The 23733-nt window shown below is 69.4% G+C and carries 18 protein-coding genes; 4 read left to right on the forward strand and 14 right to left on the reverse strand.

The genetic code is table 11. The features are described from left to right. Window positions 1–12 precede the first annotated feature (12 nt). The 6 genes from AB0C17_RS24220 to AB0C17_RS24245 form a co-directional block, all read right to left on the reverse strand. Complete coding sequence (locus tag AB0C17_RS24220; RefSeq protein ID WP_357389745.1) at window positions 13–1293, reverse strand: lanthionine synthetase C family protein; 1281 nt, start codon at window positions 1291–1293, stop codon at window positions 13–15. Further along, window positions 1290–4397 (reverse strand): lantibiotic dehydratase, encoded by a 3108-nt coding sequence (locus AB0C17_RS24225; protein WP_357389747.1) that lies wholly within the window; start codon window positions 4395–4397, stop codon window positions 1290–1292. Before AB0C17_RS24225 ends, AB0C17_RS24220 begins: the two co-directional genes overlap by 4 nt. A gap of 98 nt (window positions 4398–4495) precedes the next feature. Then, window positions 4496–4654 (reverse strand): FxLD family lanthipeptide, encoded by a 159-nt coding sequence (fxlA, locus tag AB0C17_RS24230; RefSeq protein WP_357389749.1) that lies wholly within the window; start codon window positions 4652–4654, stop codon window positions 4496–4498. Between the two features lie 83 nt (window positions 4655–4737). Then, window positions 4738–5436, reverse strand: coding sequence for a GNAT family N-acetyltransferase (locus AB0C17_RS24235; protein ID WP_357389751.1), 699 nt, complete (start codon window positions 5434–5436; stop codon window positions 4738–4740). A 14-nt stretch (window positions 5437–5450) separates the two neighbouring features. Continuing rightward, a complete protein-coding gene (locus AB0C17_RS24240; RefSeq protein ID WP_357389753.1) occupies window positions 5451–6944 on the reverse strand; it encodes an APC family permease in 1494 nt (497 codons plus the stop codon). Between the two features lie 37 nt (window positions 6945–6981). Beyond that, window positions 6982–7719: a GPP34 family phosphoprotein gene (locus AB0C17_RS24245; RefSeq protein ID WP_357389755.1), complete on the reverse strand. Its 738-nt coding sequence runs from the start codon at window positions 7717–7719 to the stop codon at window positions 6982–6984. An 849-nt stretch (window positions 7720–8568) separates the two neighbouring features. On the opposite strand from AB0C17_RS24245, the gene AB0C17_RS24250 reads away from it, so the two are divergent. Together AB0C17_RS24250 and AB0C17_RS24255 are read left to right on the forward strand one after the other, a co-directional pair. Continuing rightward, window positions 8569–9942: a tetratricopeptide repeat protein gene (locus tag AB0C17_RS24250; RefSeq protein WP_357389757.1), complete on the forward strand. Its 1374-nt coding sequence runs from the start codon at window positions 8569–8571 to the stop codon at window positions 9940–9942. After that, on the forward strand, window positions 9942–10916 hold the full coding sequence (locus AB0C17_RS24255) for an aminoglycoside phosphotransferase family protein (RefSeq protein WP_357389759.1): 975 nt from the start codon (window positions 9942–9944) through the stop codon (window positions 10914–10916). Before AB0C17_RS24250 ends, AB0C17_RS24255 begins: the two co-directional genes overlap by 1 nt. Before the next feature lie 67 nt (window positions 10917–10983). On the opposite strand, the gene AB0C17_RS24260 is transcribed toward AB0C17_RS24255, so the two are convergent. The 5 genes from AB0C17_RS24260 to AB0C17_RS24280 are packed head-to-tail and all read right to left on the reverse strand — an operon-like array spanning window position 10984 to window position 18215. After that, window positions 10984–11796 carry a hypothetical protein gene (locus tag AB0C17_RS24260; protein WP_357389760.1) on the reverse strand — a complete coding sequence of 271 codons (813 nt, stop codon included), beginning with the start codon at window positions 11794–11796 and terminating at the stop codon, window positions 10984–10986. After that, window positions 11793–12683 carry a hypothetical protein gene (locus AB0C17_RS24265; RefSeq protein WP_357389762.1) on the reverse strand — a complete coding sequence of 297 codons (891 nt, stop codon included), beginning with the start codon at window positions 12681–12683 and terminating at the stop codon, window positions 11793–11795. Before AB0C17_RS24265 ends, AB0C17_RS24260 begins: the two co-directional genes overlap by 4 nt. After that, window positions 12680–14572 carry a hypothetical protein gene (locus tag AB0C17_RS24270; protein ID WP_357389764.1) on the reverse strand — a complete coding sequence of 631 codons (1893 nt, stop codon included), beginning with the start codon at window positions 14570–14572 and terminating at the stop codon, window positions 12680–12682. The genes AB0C17_RS24265 and AB0C17_RS24270 overlap by 4 nt, the downstream gene beginning before the upstream one ends. After that, the gene (locus AB0C17_RS24275) at window positions 14569–15561 is read right to left on the reverse strand and encodes a PD-(D/E)XK motif protein (RefSeq protein WP_357389766.1); all 993 of its coding nucleotides are present in this window, start codon (window positions 15559–15561) and stop codon (window positions 14569–14571) included. The genes AB0C17_RS24270 and AB0C17_RS24275 overlap by 4 nt, the downstream gene beginning before the upstream one ends. After that, window positions 15558–18215, reverse strand: a complete 2658-nt coding sequence (locus tag AB0C17_RS24280; RefSeq protein ID WP_357389768.1) for a Z1 domain-containing protein — start codon at window positions 18213–18215, stop codon at window positions 15558–15560. The genes AB0C17_RS24275 and AB0C17_RS24280 overlap by 4 nt, the downstream gene beginning before the upstream one ends. A gap of 283 nt (window positions 18216–18498) precedes the next feature. Here AB0C17_RS24280 and dcm point away from each other — a divergent pair, with 283 nt between their 5' ends. Further along, window positions 18499–20460, forward strand: coding sequence for a DNA (cytosine-5-)-methyltransferase (gene dcm, locus AB0C17_RS24285; RefSeq protein WP_357389770.1), 1962 nt, complete (start codon window positions 18499–18501; stop codon window positions 20458–20460). 13 nt (window positions 20461–20473) lie between these two features. Here dcm and AB0C17_RS24290 read toward each other — a convergent pair whose 3' ends face one another. The 3 genes from AB0C17_RS24290 to AB0C17_RS24300 form a co-directional block, all read right to left on the reverse strand. Further along, window positions 20474–21757 carry an ATP-binding protein gene (locus tag AB0C17_RS24290; RefSeq protein ID WP_233579674.1) on the reverse strand — a complete coding sequence of 428 codons (1284 nt, stop codon included), beginning with the start codon at window positions 21755–21757 and terminating at the stop codon, window positions 20474–20476. 78 nt (window positions 21758–21835) lie between these two features. Next, window positions 21836–22276, reverse strand: a complete 441-nt coding sequence (locus AB0C17_RS24295; RefSeq protein ID WP_357389773.1) for a very short patch repair endonuclease — start codon at window positions 22274–22276, stop codon at window positions 21836–21838. A gap of 253 nt (window positions 22277–22529) precedes the next feature. Next, window positions 22530–23357, reverse strand: coding sequence for a sigma-70 family RNA polymerase sigma factor (locus AB0C17_RS24300; RefSeq protein ID WP_357389775.1), 828 nt, complete (start codon window positions 23355–23357; stop codon window positions 22530–22532). A 99-nt stretch (window positions 23358–23456) separates the two neighbouring features. Here AB0C17_RS24300 and AB0C17_RS24305 point away from each other — a divergent pair, with 99 nt between their 5' ends. Beyond that, on the forward strand, window positions 23457–23690 hold the full coding sequence (locus AB0C17_RS24305; RefSeq protein ID WP_357389777.1) for a hypothetical protein: 234 nt from the start codon (window positions 23457–23459) through the stop codon (window positions 23688–23690). Window positions 23691–23733: the final 43 nt, after the last annotated feature.

Below are 23733 nucleotides of genomic sequence, written 5' to 3' on the forward strand. Positions count from 1 at the left end.
GGCGTCCTCACGTCAGGGGATGGGCGATGGGGCGGTGAGCAGGCAGGCGTCCCAGGAGCTGGTGTGCGCGCCCGCGCTGCTGCAGCTGAGCGCCGCCAGTGCGACGCCGGCGGCGCCTTCGAGCAGGCCAGGGTTCGCGGCGACCAGGGCAGCTGCGGTACGCCGGGGCCCGGCGCCGTCCGGGTCGAGCGCGCCGAGAAGCCGAGGGACCAGCACGCCAAGCGTCCCGGCGGTGTCGGGCAGGGTGTCGGCGGTCATCCGGTGCGCGATGTGGGCCAGGCCGGCGTGGCCGTGGCAGAGCGACGGGTCGGTGGTCGCCGCGAGCTGGCACGGGTCAGCGAGAGCGCGGACGAGTGCGTCTTCGGCGGCGGCGCGGCGGACGGGATCGTTCAGGGCCAGGGCGGCGAGCTGCTGGGCGCGCGCCAGCCCGGCCGTGCCGTAGCACCAGGACGGCCGCTGAACGCGGTGGACCTCGGCGCGGTCCGACCGGAGTTGCGTTCTGGTGATCCAGTACGGCCAGAGCGGACCGGTCGTGGAGTCGTGGCGCCATCGGTCGAGCCAGGTGCAGATCGTTGCGATGGCAGCGGTCTGACCGTCGACGACAGTGCCGTGCAGGGCCGCGAGCGCCAGTAGCGCCATGGGTCCGGCGATGCCGTGGGCCGTGCCGTTGTTGCCGTGTCCGCCGGGGAATCGGGAGTCGGCGCGGCCGGAGGGCCCGCTGCCGGTCCACCAGCCTGGTAACACCTCGCTGCCGGCGCGGAGTGGCTGCGTCAGCCGGACCAGATATCCGAGCACCATGGCCAGTGCCTCGCCGTCGGGTGCTCGGCGGAGCAGGTACGCCCCGACCCCGGCCAATCCTCGGATGGCGTCGAACTCGGCGAGCGCCGGTAGTTCCCCGACGTCGATGCGGGCGTGCGCGGCGGTCACGCGGCGCCGGGCGTCCGCGGCTATCGCCCGGTTGAGGTCGTCGAGCGCGCGGGCGTAGGCGCCGGGCCGGTGGGTGGCGGCGCAGGCGAGGACGTGGGCGAGCGCGGGTGCGCCGTGGAAGGGGTGGCTGTCGGGGCCCGCCGTTACCGGTCGGCTGGTAGCGGCGGTGAGCCACTGGTGGGCGCGTTGCCAGGGTCTTAGCCCTGCCGCTGCCAGCTCGACGTGGAGCAGGGCGATGCCGGGTACGCCGAGGGCGAGTGACTGCTGCCACCAGGGTTGCCGGATCGGCAGCCGTGGGTCGTCGGGATGGGCGAGCAGGTCGGCGACTGCGACAGCGAGGTCGTGGCTCTCGTATGGAAGGGTCATGGCCGGCTCCGGGCGAAGTAGGCCAGGGCGGCGGCGCGGGCGAGGTGGCGGCATTGGTCTTCGTCGTCGAAGTCGATGCCGACCGCGCGGATGTGGTGGGCGTGCATGAGGGAGCCGAGAACGTCGTCGCTGTTGATGCCGTCGGTGTGCGGTCCGGGTAGGTGGGTCCGGTAGACGGCGAGGGCGATATCGCGGTTCTTCCAGGCTTCGACGATGGCGGTGCCGCCGGGGACAGCGCGCAGTGCTGCCCAGTCGTCGCCGGGGTGGGCGAGTCGTACGGCTTCGCGGAACAGCGGCCGCTCGATCGGCTGCGGCGCGGTCGGGGGTACGTGGTCGATGAGCCAGCGCATGCCGGCGTCGACGTTGCCGGTGTAGGCGACGGCGATAGCGGCGATCTGCGCGGCGACGAGTGCCTGTCGGCGCGGGCGGACGGGCTGGTGTAGCTGTGTGAGGACGGCGTGGGAGTCGGCGATGAAGACCGCCTCGGCGGCCTGCATGGCCGCGCCGGATCCCCACCGCCCGGTCTCGGGGTAGGAGGTGGCGTACTGGATCTCCCGCAGCAGGCCACGTCGGCGTAGATCGTCGGCCCATGCGCTGACACGTCCGGCGGCCGGTCCGAATGCCGACGGGTCGGGCAGGGCGATGCGGAGGCGGAGATGCTGGTCGGGGTCGCGGAACCGGAGGAACCACCAGTCCGGCGGCACCTCCCACTCAGTGAGCAGTCGGGGCAGGTGCTCGGCGAGGAGGAGGTCTTGTCGGCGGATGTCTCCGTAGAGTTTCGCGAGCAGCAGCGGGGAGGTGGCGGGGCTCAGGCACTGGTCTCGTCCGATGACGCGGGCCGGGATCGGTGTGGGCAAGGGTGGCCAGGGTGGTCGCTCGGTGGCGTGCAGCGTCAGGATGACCTCGTGTGGGCGGCCGCCGGACCAGCCGAGTTCCTGTGGGGTGGGTGCTTCCACGAGGACCGCTCGCGGTGCGGTGAGCAGGTGGGTGCGCAGCAGGACGCGGTGCGCGGACTCGTCGAGGTCCAGCGGCAGGCGCCGGTCGGCTTCGACCAGCTGCACCAGGCGGGGCAGGCGCCGGCGGGCCCGCCACTGGTCGAGGGCGTCGTCCCAGGCGTACCAGGGCTGCCGCCGGTCGGGTAGCTCGGTAGCTTCCAGCCGCCAGGTGGCGGGGGCGAGGATTGCGCGACCGTAGCGGATGCGGGTAAGGAACGGCAGCTTGGCCCGGGCGGCGGCGCCCCAGTCGAAAGCGGTGACCTGGGCGCACTGGGCGCGGCCGAGTTCGATGAGGAACCGGGCCAGTGGTGGGGTGTGGGTGCGCAGGTTGAGCGCGTGCATGCCGACGGCTTCGATGCGGTGGCCCTGGTCGGGTGCGGCGAGGTACATGCGTCGGCCGTCGCAGCCCACCGCCAGGTCGTCGACGGTGAGTACCGACCGGTTCGGGCGCCGGTGCTCGGCCAGGCTGATGACAGTGGGCAGGATCTGCGTGGCGCGGGTGACGTGGGCGGTCGCGGGATCCAGCGGCGGGAACGACATCTGGGCGGGCACCGTGCCGTGATCGGCGGTGGGCAGGTCGGTCAGGCCGGCGGCCAGCTTCGCCGCGTCGACCGCCCGCAGCACGCTGAGGAACCGGCCGGTGAGTCCGCCGGCGCCCCGGGATACGGAGGTCACCTCGACGGTGAACCTGCCGCGCGCCAGGGCGGCTTCGTCGGCGGCGTGCACGCGGACGCTCGTCTCCAGGTGTGCCGGCAGCCGGAGCCGTGGCGGCCCCAGCTCCAGTTGTGCGATCAGCTCCTCGTCGAGCAGCACCTCGTCCGCGCCGTCCAGGGCGGCGCGCTGGGCGAGGGCGAGGAGCAGCTCGTCGCGGCGGGACAGGGGTGATCGTGGCTCGTCTGCTGGGGTGCCGGGGTATCCGTCGGGGAAGCCGATACCGCTGTCCGGGTCGACGACGTCGCGTACCGGCACCAGCGAGCCGATCCCGTACCGTTCGTAGAAGCGCTGGTGGTAGGCGCGCCAGGCCGCGGTGCCGTAGGGGTGGGCGCTGAGCCGGGTCAACGCCAGGGCGGCGCGTTCCACCTCCCGCGCCACCTGATCGGGCAGCGTGACCGACGCGTCCAGCCGGAGATCCACCGCGAGAGGCTCGTGGACGGAGACGCCGAGGGCGCGCATCCGGGAGGTCACCTGGGCGCGGGCCTCGCGGCCGTCCGCGCCGTGGGCGGTGCGGTGGCGTCGCAGCGCGGTGTGCATGTCGCGCAGGGCGCGGACCAGGTCGGCGACCGCCGCGATGCCGCCGGCATCGACGTCGTCGAGCTGGAGCAGCAGGTACGCCAGGGCGTCGGGTTCCGTGCCGGGCGCGCGCAGGCTGGTGATCAGCGCGCCGCGGGTGATCAGCTCGGCGAGCATCCCCTCAACGGTCGCCGTTGCGGCGTGCGGGAACGCGGCACACAGCCGCGCGGACAGTGCTTCCACCCGGATCGGGGCGTGGGCGGCGGTGATCGCGGCGCGGACCGGCGCGGTGTACCGCAGCGACACCTCCACAGCCGTCGTGCCCTGCGGTCGAGCGTGCGGCTGGTAGGGCAGGACGAGCCGGTCGTCGCGTACCGTCATGGTGTTGTTCGCGACCACCGGGAGCCGGGCGACCAGGTCCGGGCATCGTTCCAGGTGGGTGATCACGTCGGCGAGCCACGCGGCGCCCGCCCGGGCGATGGCCTGGTGTGCGGTGCCCCATCGGGTGGGCGAGCGTGACCCGAACACGGCGGGTGCCACCCCGGCGAGGAGACCGAACGGGGTCGGTCGGCCGCGTAGGCGCTGCGTGTAGCGGGCGACCGCCTGGATAACCCGCCGGGTCTCCCGGACGGTGAGGGCCTCGCCGGCGCACAGCCTGGCGACCTGCGCGGCGAGTACCGGGCTGGCGTGGCTGATCGCGTCGACGAGGGTTTCGTTCGTCCACACCTGCCGCAGCCATGCCACCCAGCCGGGGACGAGAGCGTCGCGTGGTTCGGTCAGGTCGGGCCACGGCGGCAGGTCGATGTCGGGGTGGGCGGCCGCGCGGACGAGCGCGGCACCGGTCGACCGGTATGCCGGAGAGCCTGTGGGAGAGCGCACGCTGCACCTCGGGTGGATGTCGGTCGGGGTGCCGGCCGGCGCGGAGAATGGGGGCATGTTGCCGCGCCGGCCGGCCTTCCTGGGGGAGGGTTCGTCGGTCAGGCGACGTTTGTGGTGCAGGCGGTGCAGGTGCTGCCGCAGCCGTCGTCGGTCAGGTTGACCAGGCCGGCGACGTCCGCCACCTCCAGCAGGTTGACGTCCAGGTCGAAGTCCCCGCCGTCGGTGGCCGTGGTCTGCTCCGCGGTGCTGGTGGACATGTCTTCCTCCAATCTCGAGATTTCCCCGGGCCGCGGTGACCCGAGGTGGTGCCGGGTGGCCGCGTCCCGGTGACGCGTCACCCCTACCGCCCGATGCGGACGGAGGTTGAAGCGGCAGTCGGCCGGGTTCGCCGACGTGGTCGTTGCTCGGTGTCGGGAAACGCCGCCGTGCCGGCGGCTCCGGCCGGCCCGCGCCACATTCGCCAGATCGTGGGTCCGCTGATGGGCAGGATCAGCGGCGGTCCAGCCCGGTAGCCGAGCCGCAGGTACAGCCTGCGGTTGCGCATGTTGCTGGCCTCCAGGTAGGCGGGCAGCCCCAGCGCGTCGAGCCGGCGGTGGTAGCTGTCGAGCAGGGCGGTTCCGACGCCGGAGCTCTGTTGGTCGGGGCTGACCGCCACGTACGCGAGGTAGTGGTGCGGTTCGCGGGGGTGGAACACGTCGAACATGGCCTCGAGGAGGGTGAACTTCGGCGCGTACGGTCCGGTGGCGGCTTCCACCGCCGCCTGGTGCTCCGGCGGCGCCGCGGGTGGGGGTTCGGGCCGGGCGTACCAGATCGCGACGGCGGACCGGTCGGTGGTGGTGTCGACGTGGCCGTGGGTGAGACCGTGACGCAGGACGAGGGTGAAGTACCGGCGGTAGACGGCGCGACGGTCGTCGTGGTCGGGGACCAGCCAGTCGGCGACCGGCCCGTCGAAGAACGCGTCGACGAGTACGGAGACCAAGGGGTCGGTGTCGGCGGGAGTGGCGCGACGGATGCTGACGCCGGTGCTGGGGACGGTCATGGTGAGCTCCTTGTTCAGACCGGCAGGCGGAAGCTGTCGGTGCGGCGCAGGGGCGCGGTGGCGCTGTCGGCGCCGAGTCCGATGGCGTCATAGACCTGCGGTCGCACTGCGCGCAGGACCAACGCCCAGGCGATGCCGGCGAGGGCGGCAATGGCGTAGGTGGCCGGGAAGAGCCAGCGCAGCGGTGAGTGCGCGCTGACGCCGAGGAGGATGTCGAACTCCCGTAGCGTCGCGGCGAGGAACCCGGTCAGCGTGAGCGTGGCGAGCAGCGGCGCGACGAACGCCGGCCACCAGCCCTCGCCGTGGGCGATGCGGGCGAAGAAGCCGATCACGGCGGCGGAGGTGACGGTCATCAGGATCAGGACGCCGAGGCCACCGGTCACCGTGACCCAGAAGAACAGGTGCACGATCGGGTCCGCGCCGGCAGTGGCGTAGGCGATGAGGACGACCACCGCGAGAATGCTCTGCAGGATCGACCCGGCCTTCGGGGCGCCGGTGCGGCGGCTGGTCCGGCCCAGTACGCCGGGCAGGACCCGCTCCCGGCCGAGAGCGAACAGGTACCGGGCCACGGTGTGGTGGAAGCTCAGCAGCGCGGCGAACAAACTGGTGATGAACAGGACCCGCCCGACGGTCACGATGCTGGACCCGAGGTGCGGTGAGACGAGATTGAAGATGAGGTCGGTGCCGTCGGTGCGGGCCGCGTCGACGATCCTGTCCGGGCCGGTGGCGACGGACATCGCCCAGGCGGACAGGCCGTAGAGCAGGCCGGTGGCGGCCACCGCGATGTAGGTGGCCCGCGCGACCGTCCGACGTGGGTCGCGGGTCTCCTCGGAGAACACCACAGTGCCCTCGAAGCCGACGAAACCCGTGATGGCCGTGACCAGTGCGGCGCCGATACCCGCGGCGAGGATGTGCGACGGGGCGAGGGTGTCGAAGGTGACCGTCCCGCCGGCGGGGTGCCCGACCATCACCGCGTCGAAGACCAGCGCGACCGCGCACTCGGCGACGAGCATGACCGCCAGGATCTTGCCGTTGAGGTCGATGCGCAGCACGCCGAGCACGGCCACCACGGCCCACCCGATCAGCGCCGGCACCCACCAGGTGACGTGCAGGCCGTACTGATCGCGCAGGAACGTCGCGAGGACCGCGCCGAACCCGCCGTACAGACCGATCTGCATCGCGTTGTACGCCACCAGCGCGACCATCGCCGCGCCGACACCGGCCGGACGGCCGAGTCCTCGGGTGACGTAGGTGTAGAACGCGCCGGCGTTGACGATCCGCCGGGACATGGCCACGAACCCGACCGAGAACAGCGCCAGCACGGCGGCGACGACAAGGTACGCCACCGGAATACCCGCCACGCCGGTGACCGCGTAGCCGGTGGTCGCACCGCCGGCGACCACCGTCAGCGGCGCGGCGGCGGCGATGACGAAGAACACCACCGAGGGGATCCCGAGCCGGCCGCGCGCCAGGACCTCGGAAACAGTGTCAGTAGTCGAATGCGACATCAGGTCTCTTTCACGAAGAGTGGATGGGGTGTTGCCGTCAGGAGGTGCGGTGGCTCAGGACCGCGCCGCCGACGACGCTGCCGAGATCGGCGAGTAGATCCCGCAACGGCGGCCACGACTGCTCGACCAACCGCCGCAGATGCGAGCGAACCGCCAGCGAGGCGCCGTCGAGCAGCGTCGTGTCCAGCTGGGTGTGCAGCGCCAGGCCGGCCAGGGCGAGGTCCACGCCGTTCAGGCTCCGGCCGTTGCGCAGGTGCTGGGACAGCCGCGCCCACGACCAGGCCGCGGTGTTGACGTCGGTCGGCACGTACAGGGTGCGTTGCCGCCAGAACGGGCCCGCCTGCTGCGGCCGCACCAGACCCGACTGCCACATCCGCTGGGCGACCTGCTCGTAGGCGGACGAGCCGAGGAAGGCCAGCCACACCCGTGTCGCGGTGTGCTGCTGCTCGGCCGCGATCCGGTCCAGGACCAGGTGCTGGAGCCAATCCTGCGGCGGCCGGATGTCCTTGACGCGCACGTGCCCGCGCTCGAACGTGATCCGCCCGCCGTAGTAGAGCTCGACGAGCAGCCCAGCGGCCAGGCCGTGCGCCACCGCCGAGTCGAACAACCGAGGGCGACCGGTCCGGTCGTCGTGGCACATGAAGAAGAACTCGTCCGCGATCCGGCTGGTCCGCTCGGAGGCGGCGCCGGCGGGCACCGGACGGGGGACCGGGACAGGCTCGGAACGGACATACGAGGCGGCGTGCTCGTCAGCGGCGCCGAGGGCTGGATTCACCGCGGCCGGCCTTCCTGAATCGTGTCGTCTACGGGGTCGAGAAGCTGGAGCTGTACGAGGAGGCGAAGGCCAGCGGGATGACGGGAAAGCTCCGCCACCGCCCACTCGTACTGGAGGCACCGGCCGTCGTGGCACTGGAAACACATCCGACCGGCGACGTGCTGAAGCAGCGTCCTGCGGGCTGAGTCGAAGCGGTCGACGGCCCGGTCGCTCTCCTCGACCCCAGTCACGGCGCGGGAGTGTGGCCTGGCCGTTGCGGCGGCGATCCCCGGCGCGGCCGGACGAGGATGTGAGTCACCGCCTTTACAGTCACTCCGGCGGACGATGCTCCGCCGCCGCGGCTCCTGATCGACTCGTACGACTGGCAGTGCTTCGGAGGGGCGGGCCATGCGAAGCGGGTCATCCGGACACCTCCTCATCAAGGTGCGCGGCCGGGCCCTACCCGACATCGACCGCGCACCCGGCTCATGTACATGAGCAGTCTCGGATTCGGAGCACGCGCGTAGGCCGTCGTGGGCGCGCGCTCGGCCGATGCTGCTCCGTGCAGCCCTCACCCCAAGCCGGCGCCCATCTACGACCTGAGAAACCACGTCGGCGACGAGGTCCAGTGTTGGAACCTGCCCGCCGTCGGCGACGGAGCCCGGACTGAGGACCCTCGGATCGGGGTGGCGTCTGGCTTGCACAGCATGACCTTGGTCGATGCTGTGTCGCTCAGCTAGCCAACGGTGAGCGCCCCACGGTGGGGCTCTCACCGTGAGACGACGGCCAGCGTCAACTGCGGCAGGCCGGACATCTCACCCGCGGGCGACTACTGTGCGCAGTAGTCGCGGTCGGAGGGAGTGACCATCCATGCAGCGGGTCGTCAGGCCGCAGTGGTGGCACGAGGGCACGTTTCGCGGCGCGGCGATACGCGTACACCTCGCGCGTCACGACATGGCGGCGGTCTTCGGCTTCCTCAAGGAACGGGGCTTCAGCTGGTCTGCGATCGCGACGGCGACCGGGCTGGGCGCCAGCCGGGTCTCAGAGATCGCAGCTGGGCGCCGTATCGTCACCGACTACACGGTGCTGGAGCGGATCGCCGAGGGGCTGTCCATCCCGCGTCACTTCATGGGGCTTGCTCTCGACGAACAGGCACTCCACCATCGGCGGGGTGACGCTCCTGAGCCGGCCCGAAGCGCTGGGCCCCTCGACCCCCACGAGTTGCTCGGAGTCGTCGCCAGCATCGCGGTAGGAGCGATACCCGAAGGCGTGGAACGCTGGCTGCCCAACTCCCAGAAGACCGCCCTCCCGGCCACCGTCGGTCCGGACGAGGTAGCTACCGTTCGCGCCGTTACCGCCTTCCACCGCCGGCTCGACGCCGCCGCCGGAGGCGGCCGGTGCCTGCAATCCGCGTGCGGCTACGTGGCATGGGCGACTCAGCTCCTGCAGGTGAAGTGCGCCGATGCCGTCGCTGTCGACCTCCGTACAGCGCTTGCCGAACTGCACAACCTCGTCGGCTGGGTGGCGCACGACTTCGACGATCACGACATGGCCCGCCGGCACCTCACCCAGAGCCTCGTCCTCGCGCGACAGACCGACTCGCTCCCGCTGCTGGCCAACACGCTGTACCGCCTGGGTAGGGTCAGTCTCCACCAAGGGCAACCGGCGGAGGCGCTCCAGCTGTTCGGCCTCGGTCAGCTCGCCGCACAGCAGGCCGGGTGCCATGCCAGCGTCGGCATACTGCACGCCAACTCCGCCTGGGCCTACGCCCTCCTCGGAGCCGACCACCAGGTCGTCGACAGCCTTTCCCGGGCACGGCGGGAGCTCGACCGGGCCGACCCGGACACGGCGCCCGCCTGGACCCACTTTGCGCTTACCGAAGCTGACGCACACGGGATCTCAGCCGTCGTCTACTCCGCCCTCGCCCGTCATCCGGAACACGTTCGATACGTGGATCGTGCCGCCGAGCACTCCTACCAGGCGGTGCAGCTTCGCCGGCCCCAGGACCGACGATCGTTCATCTTCGACACGATCTCCGTCGCCACAGCGGGTATCCTTGCCGGTGATCTCGCAACCGCTGGCGAGTACGGCACGAAGGCGGTGGGGCTGGTGGCGGACGGAATGCGGTCGGCCCGTGTCAACGATCGTCTGGACGCGCTCTGGACGCTTGCTGCGCCAAAGGCCGAGCGGGAGCCGGCGCTCGCCGCTCTCGGCAGTCGGCTAACGGAGTTGCGGGCGGGCTGATGACCACCGCGCTCAGCGACGCTGTCGCTTCAGAGCTTCGTGTCCATCTGGCCGACGTTTGTGCGCAGCTCGGCATTGAGCCGGATAGCGCCAGGCTCGTGAAGTACACGATGAACGCGGTGTTCGAGGCGCCGCCGTTCGTGATCCGACTTGCTGCCGGCCCCCACGCCTTCACGCTGGCGGAACGCGTGGTCCCGGTCGCTCAGTGCTTGGAGAAGGCGGGGATGCCGACTGTGCGGATCTCTTCCGGCGTCGCCTGCCAACCGATCTTCAGCGGGGAGTGGGTCGCGACGGCCTGGCAGTACGTTCCCACGGTTCGCGATGAGCCCAGGCCTGTCGACCTGGCCATGCCGTTGCGCGCCCTACACGGTCTTGAACAGCTCAATGTGCCGTTGCCGCGCTGGTCGCCGATCCCGAAGTTCCGCCGCCGTCTGGACGCCGCCGCATCGCTGCCGCCACGCGAGGCTGACGACCTGGAGGGATGGTCGAGGACTGAGTTGGGGCTCAGCGCCCAGGATCTGTTGCGTGATCTCCGCTGGCGCTGCGACCGTGCCGAAGAGGATCTCGATCGGGTGGCTTGGCAGTTGCCTCCGGGTGTGATCCACGGCGATGCTCACACCGGGAACATCCTCCTGCCTCTGCCGGGCCAAGGGGCGAGCAGTCCAACACCTCTGCTCTGCGACCTGGACGGGGTGTGCCTCGGTCCGCGGGAATGGGATCTCGTGCCCACCGCCCATGGCGCCACCCGATTCGGGCGATCCCGGATCGACTATGAGGATTTCGTCGATGCCTACGGGGTGGACCTCACCACCTGGACGGGCTGGCCGGTCCTACGAGGCGTTCGGGAGCTGCAACTTGTCACGAGCACGATTGATGCTCTCGCTGGCCGCCCAGACGTGGCCAAGCAGCTTGCCCACCGACTCAGGTCACTCTTTTCCGGTGATCTGAAGGCGACCTGGTGTCGTTACCGGTAAGGGCCCGGCCCTACCGGTGCCCGTGCAGGCGGCACCCGCGTCGACAGGGCCGTCGGAACATCAGCCGTTACAGGCTGGCCCCTGACCTCGCCCGCACCTGCTTCGGCAGATCGTGGTCGGGCGTGCTCCCAGTTGTCTTCGCCTGCAATTGCTCGATGGCCTCTTTCGTGTAGTCGTCCACCAGCTTTGAGAGTTGTACATCGTCGAGCGATTCGAGGCTGACCAATACCGCAAGTCGCCGGAGTCTGCGCGCGGTGATCCGCAGGATGTCGGTCCTTGCGGCGCCGGCCTCACCGGCTACGGTCAGGTGGCCATGGGCAATGGCGCGGGCGACGCGGGGATGCGCACCGAGCGTCGGGCGCTCGAGGATCGCGACGGCCTCGTCCTCGTAGAGTCGGGCGCCGAGGTCCTCGCCCAAGCTGTGGACACGGGTCCAGAGGCGTCGGAACACGTTGCGCGGACGGCCGATGATGCGTTCGTAGCCTGGCCGCCGTAGTGGATTGGGCCACCGCCAGAGCGCGATGTCCGGCAACAGGACCAGGCTGAGAAATGACCAGACCTCTTCGCTCGCCGCGTCGGCGGGCACGATGGTCATCTGCCGGTACAGGGCCGGTGCCAGCAGCCGGTCGAAGGCTGTGCCGTTCGTCTTGCCCAGAGGTGCCGGCCAGTTGGCTTCCGCGGCGATCCCGCGGACGGTCTGCTGCAGGGCACGGAGGTCGTCCTCCGCTACGCGGTGGGGTGCCGTCGGGTACCAGGTGGTGCGCGCATCGGCAGTGGCCGACAGCCTCCGCAGTTCGACGAGGTCCCGGCCGGTGTGGAGGGTCAGCAGCCGTTCCGCGACGTGTGCGGGTAGACGCGGGTAGACGTACAGCCGGTTCATGCGAGGACCCGGTCGAGACCTTGGATGACCGCCTCCAGTTCGCTCGGGTCGTTGCGGTGTTGACTACGTAGGTCGGAGAGCGACCGGTCGGGGAAGTACCTGCGTATCAGGTTGATGAACAGCTCGCCGAGTGTGCCTTCGCCGTGGTCGTGCTCGTCCTGGAGGTCCTCGCAGCGTAGCGCCGTCTGTATGAGCTGACGGACGACATCGTGCCGGAGCACCTCGGCGAGTGTCCTGGAGCCTTCCGCTTCCGGCTGGTTGAGCATCGTGGTGACGGCGGGGTGGTCCGAGTTGAGGTACAGCCGGATGCTGCCGGTGTCCGACCCGTCGAGATCCGGGGCGCAGGAGAGGTACCACAGCGAGCGGCGTCCCTCGGCGAGCCCACTTTCGGCGAAGCTCGTGGCCACCACGGGGAACCGGCTGCCGCTGCCTTCCAGGGTGAAGCGCCGCCGGGCCTGCCAGAGGATGGCGCCGGGTCGGAAGGCTGCCAGCGGCGAGATCGGTGTCGGGTCAGGTGCAGCCAGGACCAACCGGGCGGTCAGGGTGAGGTTTCCGCCGATCTCGGTGCCAGGGATCGCAACCGTCAGTCGGTTTTCGCCGTCAACCAGTCTGACCAGGGTGGAATTGTCGCGGCGGTTGGTGCTGCTGCTGTGCCAGGTGACCAGACAGTGCACGGCTGCGGCGGGCGACAGGCCACAGTCCTGCAGTACCCCGGGCAGGTCGACATGCAGGGGCCAGTTCGCGGTGAGATCGGTGAAGTAGTCCCAGTCAGGCACCGGCTCCCCCTCGGGGACGGGTATGCCCTGAGGACCGGTGACCGTCACGGTTCCGGATTGGATGCGCTCCTCCGCCGGGGTCAGGTGGCCCGCACTGATCGGGGCGCTCACGTCGGTGTCACCTCCTCCTGGCGTATCCGCACGGTGACGGCTGCATCAGCCGGTTGGGTGAGAGTGACGGTCCAGTGTTCCGACGTCACGGTGGTCAGGGTCAGTTGCGGACCGGGCGTGAGGTCTCCGTTGTCCCGGTCACGCCAGTGCAGTACTTCGACCGGAGTGGTCTCGTCGGCGGGCTCCGGTGCTCCGTCAGCGATCGCGACCAGTGGCTGGGCGATGAGGGTCAGCGACGCACCGGAGGCTCCGGTGAGGTCGAAGTCGAATTCAACCGCACGGCCGCCGTCCCTCAACACGATCTGGCGGGGACGGGGGTGGAAACGCAGTGTCGGACCGGTCGTGGAGCGCGACCCCCGCCCGTGGTGCCTCCGCTGGCGTCCTTTGCCGCCGTTGTGCGCTGTCGGTGTGTCGTTGTGGCCTGCCGGTGCTCCCGACGAAGTGGTCGGTGGATCGTGCACCGGGTTGTCCGACCCGGCCGGGATGCGGATGTCCGTGCCACCCGCCTGTGTGTCGAGGAGTGTGCCGAGGACGTTCGCCAGCCGTGAAACCCCCGTCGCGGCCTCGGTGGTGGGGGTCGTCGCGTTGTCCGTACGGCGTTCCTTGAAAATCCAGTCGATGCGGTTGAGTGCCTGGCTGACCGGGTTACGGGCGTACCGCTGCCGTTGCGCCAGCCTCGGCTGCCACCTGTCGTGCGTCGGTGGTTCGGCGCGGGCGAAATCCCCGTCGAGTTCGGGATCGGCGATGAACACGCCGCTGATGGCGTGCCCGAACGGATCCGGAGTGACGTTGCGGTACTCGACAACGAGGCCCGGTCGGCGCATGAGGGCGATCTCCGCGGGTGGCCGGGCATGGCTGCCTGAGGCGGCCGCCCTGTACGTCCGCCATGCCAGTACGCCGAGACGTTGCTCCGGACGGCTGCCGACGATCTCCTGGACAGCCCAGGGCCATGGATGGTCTCCTGCTGCGCCGTCGAAGACCGAGCGGCAGCGCCGGTGCGCCTCGACGAAGTACCGCAGCCGTGCATCGGTCGCCGGGTCGGGAAGTTCTATCCGTGACCCGTCGCAGGTGAACCGCAACGTGAGCCCGGGAGGTGACCCCACTTGCCCGACGGTGTTGGCCCACGCGTACCTCGTGGCGGTGTCGGCCATCACGGCGACCACGTCGGACAGGTGCTCCTCTCCGGTCCGGGGAGCGATGACCATGACCGAGGTGCCGGTTGCGTCCCCGGACAGGTGCGTCAGTCCGATGGCCCGGGCCATGTGCTCCGCCGTCGGGCCGGTCACCGGTTCCACGCCGACGTCGCTGTGTGGAACCCCCCACCAGTGGCGTCCGGTGTACTGACGTCGCCCGACCCGGTAGGGATCGGTGAGTGACATGCCGATCAGTCGGCACTCGATACCGGCGCTGGTCCTGATGCGGGTAAATATCACCACGGTGTCGATGCTGCTCGCCTCGAACAGCACGGCCTTGCCGTAGCCGTAGGTTCCGCCACCGAACCCCTTGTCGGGGTGTCGGCCGATGTTCCGGACGAGGTCGACGAAATTCCGTGGATCATCCTCACCCACCCGGTCCGCCCTGGTGGGACCGGTAAGCCCTTTCGTACCGGTGTCGGTGACCGTGAGGACCCTGAGGCCCGGGTTGTCCAGGTCGGCCCCGGGTAGAAGACGACGCAGGCTCTGCAGTTGCCCGGGATCTAGGGGCCAGCCGTCCACGGAGAACTCGGCGGGTCGGCTCTCTGTGGCGGCGTCCCAGCTGTTCTGCAGTGTCTCGCGCAGGAACAGCTCCCAGAAGTCCATGGAGTAGGTGCCGAGTGTCCGGCGTACCGACCGCGCGTCGATCCCTCCTGATGGTGGGAGCGGCTCGGCGTACATGGCGATGCGCGTCATGGCTGTTCCATAAGCGCGGCGGCTGCCGCGGAGGGGTCGGTGAGATGGTGATCGAAAGCTGACAGATCGATACTGTAGTTCAGGCGGACCAGGTGCTGCTGCAGTGACGCATCGAGCTGCCCGGACGTCACCCGGGGGAAACCCGGGCTGTTGACGTGGTACGCGGCGGCGCGTTTCACCCGGTGCCGGTCCCGGCGGTACGCATCGGCGTCGTCGTTGCGGTAACCGGTTGTGGCCAGGGCGTCCAGCAGGATACGCCTGTCCAGTCCCGTACCGAGGAGCCTGTCGACGACGTCGGGGACGCTGTCGCCGGCGCTGTCACGTTCGAACTGCTCGACGTACAGGTAGAGATCGGTGCCTGGGCGTTCCTCCAGTTGGTCGGCGCCGTGTACGCCGACGACCAGACGGTCGCGGTGCGTTGTGGCCTTGACTTCAACGGCAGCGGTGACGGAGGTGAAGTCCGCGCGTGCCTTGTGGGGACCGGTCCAGAGCTGGAGCGGCTCGGGGCCACCGAGCCCGCAGATCCGTTCGAGGAAGTGCAGCTCGGCGAGCAGGCCGAGCAGCGCCTCCGGTCCGAGTATCGGACCGGGTGCGGGGGAGAGCAGCTCGCGCCACCGGTGCAGGAGCTCCAGGCAGACCCGTCCGGGATCGCCGGGGCGGCGCTGCAACTGTCGGCTCAGGTCGTCGGTGAATGCCGCGAAGATGTCGTTGAGCTCAGGTAGCTGGCAGACCACATCCGCGTACCGTCCCGGGTGACCGGAGTCGTCCTCCAGGCTCCGGGTGGTGACGGTGACGCCGCGGCTGGTGGTGTCCTGCACTGTGGGGTGCCGGTCGGTCAGCGGGATGAGCAGATGTCGGCGCCCGGAGGCGTCGACGCCGACAGCGACCGGCCCCGCGGCCACCTCGACCGCACTGTCCAGCACGCGCATCTCCCGTGGCGGATCGGTCGCCTCCAGTCGGCGGAACATCTCCTCGGCGCTGCCTGTCATGACGCGGCGCCGTCGGTCAAGGCTTCACCCGCCCGTTCGTCGGCGGCGTCGATCTCGTCGATGTCGACGGTCTCGAGCTCCTCGTCGACCGGCGCGAGGCTGGACAGGTCGACCGAGACGTAGTCACGGTCCTCGGGTCCCCGGGCCTCGGGAAAGAACAGACCCACGCCGAGTATGTCCTCCACGGCCGCGAGTTCGGTTCTCGGATAACCGCGTTTGCCACTGCTGCGCTCGACCGTGGACCTCCTGCTCACGGGATAGAGACACAGGAGCCCGGTGCCCCCCAGCTGCCCGTCACGCAGCTCCCGTAACCTCCGGTCGGTGGGGTCTCCGTCGATCATGTCGCTGATTCTGATGGAGGCCGGTAGGTCGGCGACGCGGTCCAGGGTCGAAACCAGTGCCTTGATGTCGGCATAGTCCTCCGGCACCTTGAGCCGGCTGCGGTTGATCATGTGGTACTTGCGGCCCGCCAGCGCCATCCCGCCCAGGCGGTCGCTGCCCTGGTCGATCACGACGATGTTCCAGGTGCGCAATGCGTCGTAGTCGTTCTGCTTGGCGATGTACTCGCACAGGGCTTCCGGGCGGAGGCTGGGGCTGCGCTCATGGAAGCGGTAGTCGCGCAGGAAGGCCATCACTCTCGCGGCCGGCACCCCGGTCAATGCGGTGCGGCCGGCCCGCACGGGAACCTCCCGTACTCCGGGAAGCTTAAGGGCGGTGGTGAGGAGACGGTCGCCGGCGTCGATGTTGTGTCGCAGCCACCCCTCGTCCCGATGGTGGAATTTGATCGTCTGCATGACCTGGGAGCCGAAGCTGTAGCGGACCGTGACGCCCGCGCGCATCTTGGCGGCCGACGTCACTGCCATGGCCGGGTGTTTACGGATCATCACCGCCAACTCTCGTGGCGTCTTGTGCTCCGTCTCGTAGCGGCGGATCTGCTGCCGGATCTCGGCCTCCACGGTCGCCAGGTCCACGAACCATGCTGCGAGCTCGCCTGTCATCCATATCCGGGGCAGGTCCTCGTAACCGTGGCGGTAGCCGAACCAGCGACCCATCTGCAGCAACGTGTCGTAGGCCGAGGCCGCCCGGACGAAATAGCTGCACACCAGGCCGGCGAGGGTCAACCCACGGGAGAGGGTGTTGCCCCCGATCGCAATGGCGGTGACCGGCTCCTCTCCGTAGCTGAGCCGGACGTCGGACTGGTAGTTGTCGACCACCACCCGGACGTCGGCCATGACGCCGGGGATCCGGTCGTAGACCTGCGGCCACGGTACGGCCGGAAGTCCGAGATCGGCGGCGGGCACCCGGCCCGTCTCCCGTTCCCACTGCTGGTGGAACAGGTCGCGGAGGGTGGCGGTCGACCAGCCGCCGCGGAGCGTTTCCAGGTACGCCTGCACGACCTCGGCCGTCCGCTGGTGTGCGACGGCGCGCATCGACGTGTGGATCAGCATGGTCGAATCGGCCGGTGCACCGTCGCGGCAGCGGCGGGCGGCGGTGGCCAGGATGAACCAGCGGACAGCGTCGCCGAGGCTGCCGGTGACGGTCGGCCTCCAGTCGCCGAAGCCGGCACGGGCGCCGGGCGGCCGGACCGAGGGGACCTCGTCGTCAGGGACCGTCCGTACGACATCCAGGCCCCGGTCGACCGGCCCGGCCTCGTAGGTCAGCAGGTCGCGTCCGAAGATCCGCTCGGCACCGAAGTAGTCGTCGGAAGGGGGAAGGTCGACGATGAAGTCGGCGGGGTAGAGGTCGTCGGGCACGGTCGGATCCACGAGCAGGTTCGCGAACGGTGTCGCGGTGTAGGCGACGTAGGCGACCTTCGGTTTGCTCAGGATGCGGCGGATCAGGGAGTTGATGGTCGACTGCCGCCCCCTGTTGCCCACGTCGATGCTCGCCTGGTCGGCCTCGTCGTCGATGACGAGGATGGGACAGTCCTGCAGGATGGTGCCGGCGGCCTCCAGGAAACGGGCCAGTTTACGGAGGCGGTACGGGTTCTTCTTGACCACAGCGAGGAGCCGCTGGTCGGGATTGCTGAGCAGGTTGGCGGCATTGCGGGCCTGCCTGTCGTCGAAGTCCGTTTCGCCATCGGTCAGCAGATGCCAACGGCCGCGGTCGTCACCGACGAGAATCTGTTCCATCCGCTGCTGCGTCTGTGACCGCAGGTTGTCGGTGATGCCGGACAGCACCACGACCAACCGGTAGCGTGCGTCGCACAGCTTCGCCGCCACGGACATGAAGTTGGTCGTCTTGCCGCTCTGGACGTGTCCGAGAACCAGGCCGCGACTGCTGAACCGCTCGGTCCCGGGCGGTGGAACAAACGAGACGATCTTGCTCGACGAGTCGTTGATACGTCTGATCGGCTCGTCGTCGAGACCCGTGCCCTCCAAGCGGCGCCTCACCGACGGCCAGAAGACGTCGTCGGACCGGGGGATGTACCAGGGTTCCAGTTGTGTCAATGGATCCGTCAGGGAGCGGGGCTCGTGCAGGTCACGGGGGCGCCCGGCCCGGGCCTGGTACTCCGTGATGGCGACGTCGAGGATATCGGCCGGAACGAATTTGCCCAATTGGCGACGGATCGCCGGGATCGTGCTGTTGCCGTACACGGCACTGGCGATCTGTTCGACCAGATCGTTGAGGTCCTCGTCGCTGATCCGGTGCATCCGTGCCCTTCCGTCTTCGTGGTGCCGATGGGGTGGTTCCAGTGGGGACACCCGGCGGAGCATTGTCCGGTAACCACGTATACAGCATGGGTGGCGCAGGTCACCCTCCTCCGGGACCGTCCGGTTGTCCGGCCGGCCAGCAGGATCGCGCCGAAGCGATCCGATCCCACACCGGTCGTCGGTTCCGCGCTGTCCGAGCCAGGGAAAGAGCCGCATTCCGACGCCGGCGTCCGCGCCGGGGCGTGCTGGGCTGCGGGCGCCGTCACCGGTAACGTTCGTGCACGTGACCGACCGCGCCGCCGAGCCCAACGCACCCGATCCCACCGCCCGTCGCGGCAAGTACAAGGTCAGACTGGTACGTGGGCCGTTCGTGCAGCTGGCGCCCCACCCCGACGCCGTCACCGACAGCGACCAGCTCCTGCGGTACGCACAGGCGTCCCGTAGGGGAGGGCACCGGTTGGCGGTCGACCTGTTCAGCGGAGCGGGTGGTCTGAGTCTCGGTATGCAGAACGCCGGCTACCGCGTGGTCCTCGCGGTGGACCACTACTCGGAGGCGGTCGAGACCCACCGCCACCACCACGGTGGTCTGAGCGTGGACTGGGACCTGGGTGACCCCGCGCGCATCCGGGAGGTCGCCGAGCTCGTCCGGCATGCAGGCGTCGAGTTGCTGGCCGGCGGGCCTCCCTGTCAGCCGTTCTCCAAAGCCGGCCGGTCGATGATCCGCCACAAGGTGCGCCACGGTCTGCGTGATCCCTATGACGAACGGCGCGATCTGTGGCGATCGTTCCTCGAGGTCATCCGGCTTGCCCGTCCCCCGGCGGTGCTGATGGAGAACGTGACGGACATGGCTCTCGACAAGGAGATGTTCATCCTCCGGACGATGGTGCACGAGCTGGAATCGCTCGGTTACGCGGTGGAGGAGAAGGCGGTCGACACCTTCCGGTACGGCGTTCCGCAGTTCCGTCAACGGCTCATTCTGGTCGGCCTGCGGGACGGTCTGGCGTTCGACTGGCCAGGGGAGCAGCCGGAGCGGGTCACCGTGTGGAACGCGATCGGCGATCTACCGGAGGTGGAGGGGGGCTGGCGTCCGGAAGGGGGTGCCGAGGGTTGGGCCCCCTACGACGTGCCCTTGACAACTTTCCAGAAGCGCATGCGGGAGGGTGTGGCTGAACCGGATACGCACAAGGTCTTCGACCACATCACCCGCCCGGTACGTGAGGACGACCTGCGTGCGTTCGAGATGATGGATCCGTCGACCCGGTATTCCGATCTACCGGACGAGGTAAAGCGGTACCGCGACGACATCTTCGACGACAAGTACAAGCGCCTTGGCGAGAACGAACTGTCACGGACCATCACGGCGCACATCGCGAAGGACGGCTACTGGTACATCCACCCGCGGCAGAACCGCACCATCACCGTTCGTGAGGCAGCCCGTCTGCAGACCTTCCCCGACTGGTTCCGCTTCGCCGGTCCGCCGTCGGCCGCGTTCAAGCAGATCGGCAACGCTGTACCCCCGCTGCTCGGTGAGCACCTGTCCCGGGCCGTGCGCGGTGCGCTCGACAACCCCCGGCCGGCACACGTGTCGACGCGGGAGGTCGCCTCGACGCTCGCAACCTGGTTCGCCTCCGGTCAGGTGAGCGGCATTCCATGGCTGCGTGCGGAGACACGGTGGCAGGTCATCCAGGCGGAGATACTGCTCGACCGTGCCCACCCGGACGTGATGCGCCAGGTGTGGACCCTGCTACGGACATGGCGCCAGCCACAGGACACGGTGGCGGCGGAGGAGAATCTCCGTCGCACCGGCGGATTCATCTCAAGGGCGAACCGGGCCGGGACGGTGGTGGAGCTCGCCCAGCGACTCGCCGATGATCCCCGGGCACTGCGGGACGACGATGAACTGCGGCGGGTTCCCGGTCTCAACGAGTCCATCGCTGACCTGGCCGTGCTGGTCGTTCCCGCGGGCGCTGAGGACGAATCGGAGGAGCCGGTACTCGTCACGAAGGGTGTGTTGCGGGTGGCAGCCCGCTTCAGTGGCCATCCCGTCGACCGACGCAACCGCCTGACGGACGGCCGGCTGGAAGTCGCCCGCATGATCGGGATCGATAGCGATGCGCGCGCCGCGCATCTGGGCCTGATCGAACTCGCGAACACATTGTGCCGGCCGGTCGAGCCGCTGTGCCAGGAATGCCCGTTGGTGAAGAAGTGCGCCGGTGCGCGGATCGACCGACCTCAGCTGTTCTGACTTCCGGTCCGGGTCAGCGGTCCAGCCCGAGGAGCTGGGCCACCTCCGGCGACTGGGTGCGGAGAGTCTCCTCGATGCGCTGCCATGCTCCCCACTGATCCGCCTGCATGGCGGCCATCCGCAGAGCGAGGCCGGCGGTCGTGGCCGCCTGGGTGGCTGCACGCACCTCAGGTGATACATCCACGTCCGTCGGGAACGGTCGTCCCTGTCGCCGCGAGGTTCTGCGGTAGGCATCGTTTGCGAGAACGCACAGTTCGTTGACCGGCGCCTCCAGGATGTGGCGCAACTGGGCCGGCAGGCTGACGCGCATCTTGGCGACGTTGATGTTGAATGCGCTGTCGAGGTCGTTGTCAAAATCCAGCGCCGCCCTGGCCAATTTGGTGTGCTCGTCGATACCGCGGATCCCTCCCCACCCGCCCCACTGCACCAGTCGGTTGGCCCGGTACACGTACAGGCCCTGCTGCCGGTTCCAGTTCAGAGGGCCGGAATGCCGTTCGAATTCTGCGGCTGAGGTGAAGCAGTCACGCGGCGGTAGAACGAAGCGTCGGAGTTGAACCAGTCCCGCTGTGCCCGCCATCTCGATCTCGAACTGCTGCCGGGGCAGCTCGGAGGTGTGCGGCTCCTGCAGAGCGAACGGGTTCCACGGGCGCAGTTTCTGTCCATTGACCGAGATCACGATCGGGGCGAGTCCGTCGGACCCCTCCAGGAAGCGGTGGAAGACCATGCTCAGGTGGTCCGACGTGCGCGCTGCCAGGGATTCCAGACGCCGTCGGGCCCAGCCGCCCGCCGGGCGCTTCTCGGGCAGTACGCGATCGAGCGCCTGCCAGACGACCACGGTGCCGGTTCCCTCGGCCAGCCATTGCCGGGCTCTGCCGACCACCGGATCCTGCGGGGACGGGTCCACGACGACCCACTGGTCCCATTCCTCCACAAGGTCGAGGTCCAACTGCCGTGCGCTCGTCCGCGCAACCGTTCGGCTGCTGCGACTGATCACGGTGAGTGTCCGGCACTGGGAGAGCGACGCGGTCTTGAGGCCGAGGCCGTACCGCCCCAGCTCGCCGCGACGGTACGAACGTCTGGTGCCGAACCGGAGAGCCTCCGTGAGCTGGCCGGCTGACATCCCGTGGCCGTCGTCGGCGATAACGACACGGGAGTCCTCCCCGTCGAACTCGACCGTGACGTCGATGCGGGTGGCCCCGGCAGCGACGCTGTTGTCGACGATGTCCGCCACAGCGGTGGGGAACTCGTACCCGATGTCCCGCAGCGACCCGGTCAGTCGTGCGGCCGAGGGCGCCACGTCGTACCACGCTCTACCCGGCATCGGCACCTCCGCTCACGTCGTCCGTGAGGACCAGGATGCCACACCCACCCTGCCTCACCCGACCGCCCACGCTGTGGTCCGGGATCGGCACCGTTCCCGCCAGAGCTGCTCGACGACATCCGCAACGGCCACGGGATACTCGTGCTCCCAGAAGTGCAGCACCGTCCAGCCGAGTGCTGTCAGGGCCTCGTCCTTCTCGCGGTCACGCAGCACGTTACGTTCCAGTTTCTCCCGCCACCACGTGGCGTTGTTCTTCGGCAGCACCGCATGCTCGGGGCACAGGTGCCAGAAGCATCCGTCGACGAACACGGCCAGACGTGCCCGTGTGAAGGCGATGTCCGGTCGGCCGGGCAGACCGGGATGGTTCGCCCTGAACCGTAGCCCCCGTCGGTGCAGCTCACGTCGTACCGACATCTCAGGCTTCGTCCGCGACCGCGGCATCCGGCTCATCTGCGCCGACACGGCGGCGTTGAGAGCGGTGGGACGTCCCGTCATTGCCGACAACCTACCCCAACGCGGCACGCCCGCCGCCGGTGGTTCCCGGGCCGGAGGGCCTTCACGGTGGTACCGCCGCGTTCGGATGTTCCGGGTCCGGGCTTACTGCCCGTCCCGTTCCGCCCACGTGAATGCCTGCGGCGGACGGCGGTGGGGCGCCGGGCCCCGGGGGATCGACCGACGAGATGGCGTCGAACCCACGGCGAGGTGCCGGGGCGCTGTCTCCCGCCTCGGATGTGTGGCAGAACGGACATCAGTTCATCAGATCGTCGGCGTCCGGCGCTGCGCCACCCAGGCGCGCCCTCATCCGCTCACGGAGCTGTGGCAGTGCCTTCTGCTCCAACTGGCGGACACGCTCGCGGGTGATTCCGAGTCGGCGTCCGATCTCGTCGAGGGTCATGGGGACGCCGGTTCCGACACCGGCCCGCCAGGCCAGGATTGCCGCCGAGCGTTCGGGGAGGTCCGCCAGCGAGGCCCGGAGAAGAGTAAGTGTCTCCTGACGCTGTGCAACCACGTCGGGTCGCAGTGTGTCGCGGTCCGGGGTCACGAATTCGGCCAGCGACGCATTGCCGTCCCCGATCAGCAGATCCAGCGACACCACTCCGGCATGCAGCCTGAGGCATTCGATTACCGTGCCCGGTTCCAGGCTGAGCTCGTGACAGATTTCCGACACCGTCGCCCTGCCGGAATGCGTCAAGAGCCGGTTCCGGCTCGCAACCACCTGACGTACCTGATCGGACTTGTAGACCGGCAGGCGGATCAAGCGGCTCTCGTTGGCGACTGCTCTCGTCACGGCCTGGCGGATCCACCAGACCGCATAGGTGGAGAACTTCAGACCGCGGGTGGGATCGAACCTTTCGACCGCCCGCATCAGGCCGACAACGCCGTGCTGGTCCAGGTCCTCGCTCTCCACCCCCTGTCCGACAAGGCTGCCGGCGACCGAAGCAACGAGCCGCCGGTTGTGCAGCACCATGGCGTCGAATGCCCGCGCCCGTTCGTCCGGGAGCTCGAGACCTGCGCGGTAGCCGTGCGGAACCTCCTCGTCCGGCCGGTACTGTTCCCCACGGAGCAGCAGCGCCAAGCCGACCTCCTCGGAGGCCGTGAGCAGGCGGTCCCATGGCCGGGACGACGTCCTGTCCCTACATAGGAGCCTCCGGGCGTCGGAAAGGAAGCGTTCCCTGTGGGACGGGTCGACCAGTCGAGCCGGCCCACGGCCATCGAGCTCGTCGCCACCCGGTGGGACGACGGCGATACCGAGCTTGACCAGCCTTTCAAGGACCTGCTGCCGCACCGTCGCACGTGGGTCGCCGACCAGCTCGAGAACGCTGTCGACCTCCCAGTCCCCGACCGACCTGTCCCGTACGTGCGCCAATATCAGTTGTACGCACGTGTCGACAACCTCCTGATCGGCTGAACAAGTCACACCGGCCATTGTGGCCCCCACGGACAACAGAGAG

Source organism: Micromonospora sp. NPDC048887 (assembly GCF_040649715.1).
Taxonomy (GTDB): Bacteria; Actinomycetota; Actinomycetes; order Mycobacteriales; family Micromonosporaceae; genus Micromonospora.

Coding starts and splice junctions, on each gene's coding strand:
- AB0C17_RS24235 (WP_357389751.1), bottom strand. CDS start 5,436: ATGACCGTCCCCAGCACCGGCGTCAGCATCCGTCGCGCCACTCCCGCC.
- fxlA (WP_357389749.1), bottom strand. CDS start 4,654: ATGTCCACCAGCACCGCGGAGCAGACCACGGCCACCGACGGCGGGGAC.
- AB0C17_RS24270 (WP_357389764.1), bottom strand. CDS start 14,572: ATGACGCGCATCGCCATGTACGCCGAGCCGCTCCCACCATCAGGAGGG.
- AB0C17_RS24260 (WP_357389760.1), bottom strand. CDS start 11,796: ATGAACCGGCTGTACGTCTACCCGCGTCTACCCGCACACGTCGCGGAA.
- AB0C17_RS24280 (WP_357389768.1), bottom strand. CDS start 18,215: ATGCACCGGATCAGCGACGAGGACCTCAACGATCTGGTCGAACAGATC.
- AB0C17_RS24250 (WP_357389757.1), top strand. CDS start 8,569: ATGCAGCGGGTCGTCAGGCCGCAGTGGTGGCACGAGGGCACGTTTCGC.
- AB0C17_RS24255 (WP_357389759.1), top strand. CDS start 9,942: ATGACCACCGCGCTCAGCGACGCTGTCGCTTCAGAGCTTCGTGTCCAT.
- AB0C17_RS24240 (WP_357389753.1), bottom strand. CDS start 6,944: ATGTCGCATTCGACTACTGACACTGTTTCCGAGGTCCTGGCGCGCGGC.
- AB0C17_RS24275 (WP_357389766.1), bottom strand. CDS start 15,561: ATGACAGGCAGCGCCGAGGAGATGTTCCGCCGACTGGAGGCGACCGAT.
- AB0C17_RS24220 (WP_357389745.1), bottom strand. CDS start 1,293: ATGACCCTTCCATACGAGAGCCACGACCTCGCTGTCGCAGTCGCCGAC.
- AB0C17_RS24295 (WP_357389773.1), bottom strand. CDS start 22,276: ATGACGGGACGTCCCACCGCTCTCAACGCCGCCGTGTCGGCGCAGATG.